This is a genomic window from Staphylococcus simulans (assembly GCF_025561465.1).
GTDB classification, from domain to species: Bacteria; Bacillota; Bacilli; order Staphylococcales; family Staphylococcaceae; genus Staphylococcus; species Staphylococcus simulans.
The window spans coordinates 2,029,096-2,043,827 of record NZ_CP095100.1 but is presented as its reverse complement, the minus strand read 5'-3'; the positions used below and the strand labels follow the sequence as shown (position 1 = coordinate 2,043,827).

Here is a 14,732-nt window from a genome sequence, read left to right as displayed (position 1 = left end):
AGGCTACATTGATTTTATGTACTTTTAACAGATTTATGTTTCTGTCTATTAAGTTCTCATTACATAATTGTAAAAATGAAATTAAAAAACTGAGTTAAAATATATGGTTTAGAACCTTAAATGTGAGAGGAATGGTCGGTTTTGATAACAGAGGTATGTATTCACGCCTGTGTTTTCAACAATCTATATGAATTTTGCATTGTTTTCCCAAATAAAAAAGAATGAATTTAACGATATTTTACTACTAAAACATAAAATTTATATCATATACAATTGGGCAATACAATATTATAATAAAGATGTAGTAGAAATATACTAGTATCGGAGGACATCATATGAAAAAATTGGACTTTTTGCCTAACTTAAGAAATAGATACTCTATTAGAAGATTTACTGTAGGCACAGCATCTATTCTAATCGGATCTCTATTATTCTTAGGTCATAGCGGCGAAGCCAAAGCAGCAGAGAATATAAACGATAACAATACAGTTGTAGAGGCTTCTAATGATAGTAGTACGACACAACAAGCACCTGAGGAAAATAACAAAACGTCACTTGAAAAAACAGTTGATGCTACACAACAGCAAACTGATAATAAAGCACAAACGCAAAATGCATTAGAAGAAGTAAAAAAACAAGCTACTACAGAGATTACTTCACTTAAAAATTTAAACAAAGAAGAAGTTGACAGTTATACTCTAGAAGTACAACAAGCAGATTCAGAATCAACTGTCCACGCTATAGTTGAAAAAGCTAAAGCAGCAGCACAAGCAGTTGCACAAAAAGAAGAGTCAATTCAAACGCAAAAAACTGAAAATTCAAAAGAATCAACAGAAACAACTGTTGAAAAAACAAAAGAAACACCTTCTACTGAAGCTGAACCAGTGAAAGCAGAAGCAACTGTTGAGAAAGCATCAGAACCTGTTGTTGAAAACAAGGAAGAAGCTCCTGAATCAGTAGTTACTCCTGCAACTGAGCCAGCAGTAGAAAAAGCGGTTGAAACAGTAACTGAAACATCTGTATTGTCTCCAGAACAAAAAGTAGAAAAAGTAAAAGCAGACTTGAGTAATGACTATGACAGTGCCAAAGTGGATGCAGTTCTAGCAGTTATTGATACTACTGACTTAACACCAGAACAATTAAAATCAGAAGTACTAAGACTCTTGCTTGAAGAAGCATCAGCTCAAAAAGACTTATTTAGCCCTCAAGCAACTTTACCAAGAACAGGTGAAGAAGCTTCAGGTTATTCAACAAGAGCATTTGATCTTGAAGAAGTTGCAAGCCAAGAAATTGTTGTAACTAAAGAAAATTTTGGCGAATATTTTAAAACGTTAAATGATGCAACTTATGATTCTCAAAGCGGTATTGTAACATTAACGACTAATGAAGCGAACAAAAGTGGAGCTATGTCTTTAGATGTTAAACTAAATTTAACTAAAGATTTCAGTTTTTCTGGTGAGGTTAATCTTGGTGATAAATATGAAGGTCATCCAAAAGATGGGGTAACTGGTGGAGAAGGTCTAGCGATTACATTCAACCCGGGTAAGACTAGTACCCTTGGATTAACAGGACAAGGTTTTGGTATTGGTGGTGTACCATCTAGCTTTGGATTTAAATTAGATACTTTTGTAAACTCGACTAATGATAATTTAAACGGAGCATCAGTCGATCTTGAACGATTTAAAGGTAAAGGAGCATTTGGTGCTTTTATTTACTCTGCAGACAAAGGTCTAGTTAATACTGTATTATTAACTCCAAATAATTCAGGAGATGCGGCTTTATTAAAAGAACAACCAAATAATCAATTAGTACCTTTTAAATTTAATTATAATGGTACAACTAAAGTGATGACAATTACGTATGGTACGCAAACATGGTCTCAAAACATGCAAGACTATATTAACTATTCACATAAAGATTCATTTGCTTTTTCAATTGTAGCTTCAACTACAGATCATTATAATTTACAACAAATCAAATTAGATGAGTTCAGATTTACAGCATCAGCTATATTAGATGAATACTTTATAGACGATGATACTGAAGAAGCGATTGATAAACCTCTTCGTACTGCGGGAGATGTTAAAGAAAAAATTACATTAAAAGATCATACTGAATATTTGGCTGACAAGGGTTATGAATTTGGTGATACAAAAGTTAGAGATGAGGGTCATGCAATTGGTTACGACGAAGGTGCTGGAACTGTCACTTTAGAAAATGATGCACAACAACTTGTGTATACAGTCGTTGATATTCAAAATCCTACAATCGCAGAGGTTACAGATGTTACTACAAATGTTTCAGAAGCTATTACACCAATCACTTTGGATATTACGGATAATAGTGGACACTTTGACACAATAGCAGTTACAGGTTTACCAACTGGTTTATCATTTAATGAAACAACAAAACAAATTACAGGTACTCCAACAACACCTGGAGATGCAACTGTTGAAGTAACAGCAACAGATATGGCTGGAAATACAACTACTAAAACATTTAAAATTTCTGTAGCAGGAGCTCAAGCACCTACAATCACACCAATCAATGCACAAACAGGCGAAGCTTATACACCAATTACTCCAATCGCTGTAAATGTTGAAGGGGATTTAAATCCAGCCCCAACTGTAGCAGTAACGGGTCTACCAGCAGGTTTATCGTTTGATGCGGCAACAAAACAAATTACAGGTACGCCAACAGCTGAAGGAACATTTAATGTTACAGTTACAGCAACACAAGAAGCGAGTGAACCAGCTACTTCAACATTTAATATTACTGTTCAGCCTAATGCTGCACTTAAAGATTTGAAAGCAGCAGTAGCAGATGCAGCCACTGTAAATAAAGATAGCTATACACCAAACAGTGTTGAAGCTTATGAAGCAAAAGTAACAGCGGGCGACACATTAGCTGGTCAACCTGAAAATGGTTCAAATGCACAATTTGCCGATGCATCAAAAGCTATTAAAGATGCTAAAAATGCATTAGTTCCAAGAGCAGATAAAGCAGCATTGAATCAATCTATTACAACAGCAGAAGCTCTTCAACCATTAGAGGCTGGAGATCCTGAAGATGATGCGCTTAAAACAGCATTAGAAACTGCTAAAACTGTTCAAGGTGATTTAAATATCGATCAACCTGCAGTTAATAAAGCGAAAACTGATTTAGATAATGCGATAGCAGCTAAAAATTTACAAGATGAATTGGATAAAGAAGATGCTTTAGATGAATTAAGAAAAACATTAGAGTATGTTGAAACTATTGACCCAGATCAATTTACAACAAGTAGTAAAAAAGCGTTTACTGAAGCTTTGACAAATGCTAAAACTATTTTAGGTTCACCAGGTTCTAAAACAATTGCTGAGATTAAAGCAGCTACAAATGCATTAGAGGATGCACAAAATGTATTAGTTCCTCAAGCAGATAAAACAGCACTTAAAACAGCAATTAACACAGCTAATGGTTATAACAATCTAAATCCAAATAATCCTGTAGATAAAGCATTACAAGATAAATTAGCAGCAGCAAATGCGGTTAATACAAATGGTGATGCAACAGCTGATCAAGTTAAAACAGCTACAGATGATTTGAATACTGCGATTACAGCTAAAAAAGCTCAAGATGATCAAATCGCTAAAGATGCAGCTGCAAAAAAAGCAGCTCTTGATGCATTAAATGATGAATTGAATAAAGTTAAAGCTTTAGACAAAGCAACATATACACCAAATACAGTGACACCATTAACTGAAAAACAAACAGCAGCCCAAACCATTGCTGATGCACCGGACACTAAAACAACTGAAGAAATCAATGCCGCAACAAAAGCATTGAAAGACGCTCAAAATGCTTTAGTTCCAAAAGCTAATAAAGACGATTTAAATAATTCAGTTAAAACAGCTGAAGCATTACCATTAAATCCAGCTGATACTGAAGATAAAGCAGTTCAAGATGCATTAGATAAAGCGAAAACAGTTCAAGCTGATGACAACGCAACACAAGATGCGGTTAATACAGCTCAAACTGATTTAGATAACACTGTTGCAGCTAAAAAAGATCAAGATGCTAAAGATGCAGCCGCAAAACAAGCAGCTCTTGATGCATTAAATGATGAATTGAATAAAGTTAAAGCTTTAGACAAAGCAACATATACACCAAATACAGTGACACCATTAACTGAAAAACAAACAGCAGCCCAAACCATTGCTGATGCACCGGACACTAAAACAACTGAAGAAATCAATGCCGCAACAAAAGCATTAAAAGATGCCAAAGATGCTTTAGTTCCAAAAGCAGACAAAACTGATTTACAAAAAGCACTTGATACTGCAAAAGCTATTACTGGTTTAGAACCAACTGATAAAGAAGATAAAGCAGTTCAAGATGCTATTGATGCTGCACAAACAGTCAACAAAGATGACAATGCAACACCACAACAAGTGGCAGATGCAACAAAAGCCATCAATAATGCTGTTGCTACAAAAGCGCATCAAGATGCTTTAGATCAATTGAATAAAGCATTAGAAGATGCTGCCAAAGTAGATAAAACAGATTATACTGCTGATTCTGTTAAACCATTTGATACAGCAGTAGAAGCGGGTAAAACAGCAGCTGGCGATAACACATCAACAGTTGAAGCATTGAACAATGCGACTAAAGCAGTTCAAGATGCTACTGCACAACTTGTACCAGATAAATCAAAATTAGATACAGCAATTACTGAAGCGAAAGCTTTAGAACCTTTAACTGATTCTAATACAGATCAATTATTGAAAAATGTTTTAAATGCAGCTGAAACTGTTAAAAATAATCCAAATGCGACACCTGAAGAAATCAAAACAGCAACTTGGAATCTTGAAGATGAAATCAATAACAAAAAAGCAGCAGACGCGATTGAAGCTTTAAAATCAGCTGTAAATAAAGCTGAGCAACTTAATGAAGCGAAATATACACCAAATACGTATGAACCGTTAAAAACTGCAATTACTGAAGGACAAAAAATCATCAACAACCCACCATCTGCTGATACACCAGCAACACTTGCGAAAGCAAAACAAATTGAAGAATTAGTGAATGCTTTGAAAGAAAGAGCAGATAAAACTGAACTTGGCAATGCTTTAGATAAAGCAATTGCATATGGTGATTTAAATCCTAATGATGCAGAAGACAAAGCATTACAAGATGCAGTTACTGCAGGTCAAAAAGTAAATGGTGACGGTAATGCGACTACTGAAGAAGTTGCTAACGCAGTTAAAACAATCAATGAAGCGATTGCCGCAAAAGAACGTCAAGATGCTGTAGACGAGTTAACTAAAGCTATCAATGACGCAAAAGCAGTCAATAAAGATGACTACAAACCAAATACAGTAACACCATTCGAAACAGCAGTCACAGCTGGTGAAACTGCAAAAGATGACGCAACTAAAACAGTTGAAGAAATCAAAGCAGCTACAAAAGCCATTACTGATGCTAAAAATGCACTAGATAAAAAAGCGGATAAAACAGAATTGAACACATCTGTTACAACAGCTGAAAACTTAGGTGCACTTGATACTAAAGATGCTGAAGATAAAGCAGTCCAAGACGCTTTAGAGAAAGCAAAAACAGTTCAAGATGATCAAAATGCAACACAAGAAGCAGTGAATACAGCTAAAACTGAATTGGATAATGCAGTCAATGCTAAGAAAGATCAAGACGCGAAAGATGCACAAGCTAAACAAGAAGCTTTAGATGCATTAAAAGCAGAACTTGATAAAGTGAAAGCAGTAGATAAAACTGTATATACTCCAAACACAGTCACAACATTAAATGAAAAAGAAACTGCTGGTAATGATATTGTTGCAGCACCTGAAGCTAAAACAACTGAAGAAATTAATCGAGCAACTCAAGCATTGAAAGATGCCCAAAATGCTCTTGTGAAAAAAGCAGATAAAACAGAATTACAAAAAGCACTTGATAAAGCGAATACTTTCACTGATTTAGCAGCAACAGATAAAGAAGATAAAGCGGTTCAAGATGCTGTAGAAGCAGGTAATACTGTTAAAGCTGATGACAATGCAACAGTTGAACAAGTTGAAAAAGCTACAAAAGCAATCAATGATGCAGTTGCCGCAAAAGAACGTCAAGATGCTTTAGATGAATTGAATAAAGCCATCACAGACGCAAAAACAGTCAACAAAGATGACTATAAACCAAATACAGTAACACCATTTGAAACAGCAGTCACAGCTGGTGAAACTGCGAAAGATGACGCAACTAAAACAGTTGAAGAATTAAAAGCAGCTACAAAAGCCATCACTGATGCTAAAAATGCATTAGATAAAAAAGCAGACAAAACAGAGTTGAACACATCTGTGACAACAGCTGAAAATTTAGGTGCGCTTGATACAAATGATAAAGAAGATAAAGCAGTCCAAGATGCTTTAGATAAAGCAAAAACAGTTCAAGCTGACGACAATGCGAGTCAAGAAGCTGTAAATACAGCTAAAACTGAACTTGATCAAGCCGTTGCAGCTAAGAAAACTCAAGACGAACTTGACGCACTTAAAAAAGCAGCGCTTGATGAATCGAAAGCAGAACTTTCAAAAGTCGGTAAATTAGACTATAAAGACTACACACCAGACAGTGTGAAACCTTTAGCCGACAAAGAAGTTTTAGGCAACGCAATTGTTATAATTCCTGAACTTAAAACTACTGAAGAAATCAAAGCTGTCACACAAGAATTGAAAGATTTACAAAAAGCTTTAGTTCAAAAAGCAGATAAAACAGAACTTGTGAAAGCTCTTGAAAAAGCTAAAACTTTAGGTGCACTTGACGCAACTGACAAAGAAGACAAAGCCGTTCAAGATGCAGTCACAGCTGGTAATACAGTCAATGAAGATGGCAATGCGACTACTGAACAAGTAGCAAATGCCACAAAAGCTATCAACGATGCAATTGCTGTGAAAGAACGTCAAGACGCTTTAGATGAATTACAAAAAGCAATTGACGATGCTAACACAGTTAAGAAAGATGACTATAAACCAAATACAGTGACACCGTTTGAAGCAGCAGTCACAACAGGTGAAACTACTAAAGATGACGCAACTAAAACAGTTGAAGAAATCAAAGCGGCTACAAAAGCAATTACTGATGCTAAAAATGCATTAGATAAAAAAGCAGACAAAACAGAGTTGAACACATCTGTGACAATAGCTGAAAATTTAGGTGCGCTTGATACAAATGATAAAGAAGATAAAGCTGTTCAAGACGCTTTAGACAAAGCGAAAACAGTACAAGCTGATCAAAATGCAACGCAAGAAGCAGTGAATACAGCTAAAACTGAATTAGATAATGCGTTAAATGCTAAAAAAGCACAAGATACTAAAGAAGCTGTTGAAAAACAAAATGCTTTAGATGCATTGAAAGCAGAGCTTGAAAAAGCAAAAACAGTTAATAAAGAACTTTACACTACAAACAGCGTAAAAGTTTTAACTGACTCTGAAACTGCAGGACAAAATGTAGTTGATAATGCAGCTAATAAAACAACTCAAGAAATTGAGGAAGCAACAAAAGCATTGAAAGATGCTCAAGCAAACTTAGTTTCAAAAGCAGATAAAACAGAACTTGTGAAAGCACTTGAAAAAGCAAAAACTTTAGGTGACTTAGTCGCAACTGACAAAGAAGACAAAGTCGTTCAAGATGCAGTAACAGCAGGTGAAGCTGTTAACGAAGATCACAATGTAACAGAAGAACAAGTTGCTAACGCAACAAAAGCAATTAACGATGCGATTGCTGCAAAAGAACGTCAAGATGCTTTAGATGTTTTAACAAAAGCTATTAAAGAAGCAAACTCAGTATTTAAAGATGAATACAAACCAAACACAGTCACTCCATTAGAAGAAGCTGTTAAAGCTGGTGAAACAGCTCGTGCTGATGCTACTAAGACTGTTGAAGAGTTGAAACAAGCAGCACAAACAATTACTGATGCTCAAAATAAACTTGAACTTAAAGCAAATAAAGAAGAATTGAATAAAGTTGTTAAAACTACAGAAACTTTAGAGCTTAATCCAGCTGATAAAGAAGATAAAGCGGTTCAAGATGCATTAAATACTGCTAAAGAAGTTCAAGCAGATCAAAACGCATCACAAGAAACAGTTGATAAAGCTAAAACTGATCTTGAAAATGCAGTAAAAGCTAAAACAACTCAAGATAAAGTAGACGCATTCAACAAAGCGCTTGATGCATTGAAAGCAGAACTTGAAAAAGTAAAAACTATCGACAAAGACTTCTACACTCCTAATAGTGTTAAACCAGTTACAGATGCTGAAATTGCAGGTCAAACTATTGTAAATAATTCTGCTGATAAAACAGTTGAAGAAATCAATAAAGCAACACAAGACTTGAAAGAAGCGCAAAAACACTTAGTAGAAAAAGCAGACAAAGTTGAACTTGATAAAGTCATCGACACAGCAGAAAATACTGAATTGAACGTAAATGATAAAGAAGATAAAGCAGTCAAAGATGCTTTAGACAAAGCTATCAAAGTTCAAGAAGACTTGAATGCAACACAAGAAGAAGTCGACAAAGCTCAATCTGATTTAGCAAAAGCACTTGAAACTAAAGCAGCTCAAGATAAAGCTGATCAAGTGAATGCTGCATTAGAAGTATTGAAAAAAGAACTTGAAAAAGTAGCTTCAATCGATAAATATGCATATACTCCAAACAGTGTAGAACCATTAACTAAAGCTGAAACAACAGGTCAAGCTATCGTGAAAAATTCTGCTGGTAAAACAGTTGAAGAAATCAATAAAGCAACACAAGACTTGAAAGAAGCGCAAAAACATTTAGTAGAAAAAGCTGACAAAGTTGAACTTGATAAAGTGATCGACACAGCAGAAAATACTGAATTGAACGTTAATGACAAAGAAGACAAAGCGGTTCAAGATGCTTTAGATAAAGCAATCAAAGTACAAGAAGACTTCAACGCAACACAAGAAGAAGTCGACAAAGCTCAATCTGATTTAGCAAAAGCGCTTGAAACTAAAGCAGCTCAAGACAAAGCTGATCAAGAAAAAGTACAAGCCTTCAACAAAGCTTTAGAAGCGTTGAAAGCACAACTTGCAAGCTCAAGAACAGTGGTTAAAGATAACTTCACACCAAACAGCGTTGCTCCATTCGAAGATGCACAAGCGGTGGCACAAGGTATCGTAAACAATCCAGAATCTGTAACAGTAGAACAAGTTGTCAAAGCAACAGAAGTCTTGAAATCAACACAATCAAGCTTAGTAACCAAAGCAGATAAATCAGAACTTGAAAAAGTGATTAAAACTGCTGAAGGATTAGACTTGAATGTGACTGATAAAGAAGACAAAGCTGTAAAAGATGCATTAGATACAGCAGTAACTGTTCAAAAAGATCAAAACGCGACTCAAGAGTCTGTAAATAAAGCAACTTCTGAGTTAGAAAAAGCAATCGAAAATAAAGTAGCTCAAGACAAAGTCGATGCCTTCAACAAAGCACTTGAAGCGTTGAAAGCACAACTTGCAAGCTCAAGAACAGTGGTTAAAGATAACTTCACACCAAACAGTGTTGCTCCATTCGAAGATGCACAAGCAGTGGCACAAGGTATCGTAAACAATCCAGAATCTGTAACAGTAGAACAAGTTGTCAAAGCAACAGAAGTCTTGAAATCAACACAATCAAGCTTTGTAACCAAAGCAGATAAATCGGAACTTGAAAAAGTGATTAAAACTGCTGAAGGATTAGACTTGAATGTAACTGATAAAGAAGACAAAGCTGTAAAAGACGCATTAGATACAGCAGTGACTGTTCAAAAAGACCAAAATGCAACTCAAGAGTCTGTGAACAAAGCAACTTCTGAATTAGAAAAAGCAATCGAAAATAAAGTGACTCAAGATAAAGTCGATGCCTTCAACAAAGCACTTGAAGCGTTGAAAGCACAACTTGCAAGCTCAAGAACAGTGGTTAAAGATAACTTCACACCAAACAGTGTTGCTCCATTCGAAGATGCACAAGCGGTGGCACAAGGCATCGTGAACAATCCAGAATCTGTAACAGTGGAACAAGTTGTCAAAGCAACAGAAGTCTTGAAATCAACACAATCAAGCTTAGTAACTAAAGCAGATAAATCAGAACTTGAAAAAGTAATTGAAACTGCTGAAGGTTTAGATTTGAACGTGACTGATAAAGAAGACAAAGCAGTAAAAGACGCATTAGATACAGCAGTGACTGTTGAAGCAGATCAAAATGCGACTCAAGAATCTGTGGACAAAGCACAATCTGATTTAGCAAAAGCACTTGAAACTAAAGTGGCTCAAGATAAAGCAGATGCAGTTGCGAAAGCCAAAGCAGACGCTTTAGCTGAACTTGAAAAAGCATTAGATAAAACTGAAACAATTGATAAATCTAAATACACTCCAGAATCTGTTGAAAAATTAGATCAAGCAGTTGTAGATGGAAAAGTCATTGTTGAAAAAGCAGATAATGTTTCTGTTCAAGATATTAAAGAAGCAACTAAAGCTGTTGAAACTGCATTGAATGGTCTAGAAAAAGTTAAAGCTCCTGCGAAAGAAACAGGAAAAACAACTGAATCTACACCAAATACAGCTAAATCTGATACAAAATCTGATGTGAAAGCACAAGATAAACAAACATCTAAAGCTACAAAAGCTACAAAAGGTACAAAAGCTGAAAAAGCTGGAGCAACTAAAGCTAAAGCTGAAAATGCAGGCAAAAATAAAGCGAAAGCATTACCAGAAACAGGTCAAGATGTTTCATCTATCGACCCACAATATGCTTCATTAATGTTTGCGATTGGTGGTTTAATGATGTTCTTCAGAAAACGTAAAAATGAAGACAAAGATAACACTGAAAAATAATCCGTTCTTTCAAAAGAATGATTAAGTAAGTGTGCACCTCTGCGATCGATTTGATATCGAAAGCAGGGGTGCTTTTGTGTTTTTATTGGAATTTTAAGGTAGAGATTTATCTTATTTATTTCAGTGAAATTTGCGCTATAAATCAAAAAATTCGAAAATATCATACCGTTACGGTTAGTGAGCCTCTTTAATTTATGCTATGATGTTATTGTTAGAAATAATACGAAATTAAGGGGTTATTAAGTTGAATAATCACTATAAATCAGGACAACACGTAAAAGTTAAAGTGACTGGTATTCAACCTTATGGCGCATTTGTAGAAACCCCTGACAACACGGAAGGACTCATTCATATATCAGAAATCATGAATGATTATGTCCATAATTTAAATCGGTTCTTATCTGAAGGACAAATTGTCAAAGCCAAGATACTGTCTATAGATGAAGAAGGTAAACTCAATTTGTCATTAAAAGATAATGACTACTTTAAAAATTATGAACGTAAGAAAGAGAAAAAATCTGTTTTGGATGAGATCAAAGAAAACGAAAAATACGGGTTTCAAACATTAGAAGAACGTTTACCGGTTTGGATTGCACAGTCTAAGAGAATGATTAGAGAAAATAAACTCTAATCTCATATGAAGGTCAATATACGACATGATAAGCATGTGGTATATTGGCCTTTTATTTATTTTGTCTTCAAAATGATTTGAGCGATTCTTTTTTAATTTATTTATCGGTGCTTTAAAATGAATGCACAAAGATAAATTAGGAGGCACGTATAAATGGATAAGAAATATGAACCATTGTTTGAATCATATACTCTGCCAAATGGAGTAGAGATTAGAAATCGTTTTGTGCTTGCACCATTGACACACGTATCATCTAATGAAGATGGTACCATCTCAGAAGATGAGCTGAAACATATGGAGTTACGTTCTAAAGATGTAGGAATCAGTGTCAGTGCTGCGAGTAATGTGACAGACATTGGTAAAGGTTTCCCAGGTCAGCCTTCAGTGGCGCATGACTCAGATATTGAAGGATTAAAACAATTAGCTGAAGTCATGAAGAAAAATGGCGCAAAAGCACTTGTACAAATTCATCATGCTGGTGCGCAATCTCTACCTAACTTAACACCAGAAGGAGATGTCGTAGCGCCAAGTCCGATTTCATTGAAGAGTTTCGGCCAACAAGAAGAACATCATGCGCGTGAAATTACACCTGATGAAATAGAAGAAACAATCAAAGCTTTCGGTGAAGCGACACGCCGTGTTATTGAAGCAGGCTTTGATGGTGTAGAAATTCATGGTGCGAACCATTATTTAATTCACCAATTCGTTTCACGCCACTACAATCGTCGTCAAGATGAGTGGAGCAAGCCTTATAAATATCCGCTTGCTGTGGTAGATGAAGTGCTGAACACAGTTCGTAAATTCGCAGATAAAGACTTTATTGTCGGCTACCGCTTCTCACCAGAAGATCCAGAAGAAGACGGCATTAAAATGGAACAAACTAAAGAATTATTAGGTTGCTTATCTAGCAAACCACTAGATTATCTTCATGCTTCACTGATGGACATCCACTCTAAAACTAGAGAGGGCAAATATGAAGGTAAAACGCGTATTGAGCTCATTCGTGAGTGGATTGACGATAAAATCCCATTAGTAGGTATCGGTTCAATCTTTAACGCTGATGAGGCCCTAGACGCTTTAAATACAGGTGTACAATTCATTGCGCTAGGTCGAGAAATCTTGTTAGATGCTGAATTCATTGAGAAGATTAAAGAAGGACGTACAGAAGATATTATTTCTTACTTTGATCCGACTCGTGAAGATAATCATAATTTACCGCCAAACTTATGGAAACAATTTGATAATGGTTTCTATCCATTACCAGAAAAAGGTGAACATTAATTCATTGGTAAGGGAAATGAAATCATATTATATGAAAGTTTAAGATTTATATATAAGACTGCACGTATTAATCGTGTGGTCTTTTTTAATTTTTGTGTAGAATCTTCTTTTTCCTGTCGTGACAGTCTTGCGCAATCACACTATTTTAAATTTTCGTAATTTTAAGCATTTTTCCTTTTACATCATAGGAGTTTTATGTAATTATTAGAAATGTAAGGGCTTTCTTATACCATTTTTAATATTAAACAAAGGGGGATTAAAAATGATTCCGTACAAACATGAACCATTTACAGATTTCCAAAAAGCAGAGAACAGAGAGGCTTATGAAAAAGCGCTCAAAAAAGTCGAAGAAGACTTAGGTAAAGAGTATCCGCTCATTATTAATGGTGAACGTATCTATACAGACGATAAAGTAAGATCATTTAACCCGTCGAATAGAGAAGAGACAATCGGTTATGTCTCTAAGGCGAATAAAGAATTAGCGGAAAAAGCATTAGAAGCGGCGAAAGAAGCATTTAAAACATGGCGTACTGTAGCTCCTGAAGTTAGGGCAGATATTTTATTCAGAGCTGCTGCGATTACACGTCGTCGTAAACACGAATTTTCAGCATTGCTTACAAAAGAAGGCGGTAAGCCATGGAAAGAAGCAGATGCTGATACTGCAGAAGCGATTGACTTCATGGAATACTATGGACGTCAAATGTTAGAACTGAAAGACGGTAAACCTGTCAACTCTCGTCCAGGAGAATACAACCAATTTGATTATTTACCAATCGGGGTTTCTGTCGTTATCTCTCCTTGGAACTTTGCGTATGCGATTATGGCAGGTACAACAGTAGCACCTGTAGTAACAGGTAATACGGTATTATTAAAACCATCATCAAACACACCGGTTATTTCATACAAATTTATGGAAGTATTAGAAGAAGCAGGACTTCCAAAAGGGGTAGTAAACTGGATTCCTGGCGATTCTAGTGATATCGGTGACTTCTTAGTAGAAAATAAAGATGTCGGTTTAATTTCATTCACAGGTTCTAAAAATGTCGGTACAAGCATTATGCAGAAAGCATCTAAAATCCAAGAAGGTCAAAACCACTTGAAACGTGTCATTGCAGAAATGGGCGGTAAAGACACAATTGTGGTTGATAGTGAAGCGGATTTAGATGTTGCGACTGATGCGATTGTTTACTCAGCATTCGGTTTCTCTGGACAAAAATGTTCAGCTTGTTCACGTGTTATCGCAGTAGAAGATATTTACGATGACTTATTAGAACGCGTTCAAAAAGCAACTGAAGCTTTAACAGTCGGTGATGCTTCAGACTACAATAACTTTATGGGACCTGTTATTGATGAGAAAGCATTGAAGAAAATTAAAAGTTACTTGAAAGTCGGCGAAGATGAAGGTCGTTTAGTAACTGGCGGTAAAGTAGACGATGAAGTCGGAAACTTTGTATATCCGACAGTATTTGCGGACTTAGCTTATGACAGCCGTGTGATGCAAGAAGAAATCTTCGGACCTGTTGTTGGTTTCAGTAAAGCGAAAGACTTCGATCAAGCGATTGAATATGCGAACGCAACTGAATACGGTTTAACAGGTGCAGTTATTTCTAATAACCGCTTCAAACTCGAACAAGCACGTCGCGACTTCATGGTCGGCAACCTTTACTTCAACCGTGGTTGTACAGGTGCAGTTGTCGGTTACCAACCATTCGGCGGCTTCAAAATGTCAGGTACAGACTCTAAAGCAGGTGGCCCAGACTATCTAGTGCTTCACCTACAAGGTCGTACAGTATCTGAACACCTATAAAATATAACAATATAAACAACTTGAAAGAAGATTGAAATAAGCAACACAAATCACATTATAGCTCTAGTCGCATTATGCGGTATCTATAATGTGATTTTTTTCAAAAATATTTTAAAGTGTGGAAACTATACAATGGAGT

General features: G+C 35.8%; 4 protein-coding genes. All 4 read left to right on the top strand.

Translation table 11 applies throughout. From position 1 onward, the window contains the following. Nucleotides 1–335 precede the first annotated feature (335 nt). The 4 genes from MUA87_RS09535 (at nt 336) to pruA (ending at nt 14,593) form a co-directional block, all read left to right on the top strand. Complete coding sequence (locus MUA87_RS09535) at nt 336–10,874, top strand: lectin-like domain-containing protein (protein ID WP_262550644.1); 10,539 nt, start codon at nt 336–338, stop codon at nt 10,872–10,874. 244 nt (nt 10,875–11,118) lie between these two features. After that, entirely contained in the window at nt 11,119–11,505 is a 387-nt protein-coding gene (gene ygs / locus MUA87_RS09530) for a S1 domain-containing post-transcriptional regulator Ygs (RefSeq protein WP_002481862.1), read from the top strand. Between the two features lie 153 nt (nt 11,506–11,658). After that, the gene (locus MUA87_RS09525; RefSeq protein ID WP_262550643.1) at nt 11,659–12,786 is read left to right on the top strand and encodes an NADH-dependent flavin oxidoreductase; all 1,128 of its coding nucleotides are present in this window, start codon (nt 11,659–11,661) and stop codon (nt 12,784–12,786) included. A 262-nt stretch (nt 12,787–13,048) separates the two neighbouring features. Continuing rightward, the gene (gene pruA / locus MUA87_RS09520; protein ID WP_002481864.1) at nt 13,049–14,593 is read left to right on the top strand and encodes an L-glutamate gamma-semialdehyde dehydrogenase; all 1,545 of its coding nucleotides are present in this window, start codon (nt 13,049–13,051) and stop codon (nt 14,591–14,593) included. Nucleotides 14,594–14,732 lie beyond the last annotated feature (139 nt).

Excerpts from the sequence above, each read along its gene's own strand:
- MUA87_RS09535 (WP_262550644.1), top strand. The coding sequence starts at position 336 with ATGAAAAAATTGGACTTTTTGCCTAACTTAAGAAATAGATACTCTATT.
- MUA87_RS09525 (WP_262550643.1), top strand. The coding sequence starts at position 11,659 with ATGGATAAGAAATATGAACCATTGTTTGAATCATATACTCTGCCAAAT.
- pruA (WP_002481864.1), top strand. The coding sequence starts at position 13,049 with ATGATTCCGTACAAACATGAACCATTTACAGATTTCCAAAAAGCAGAG.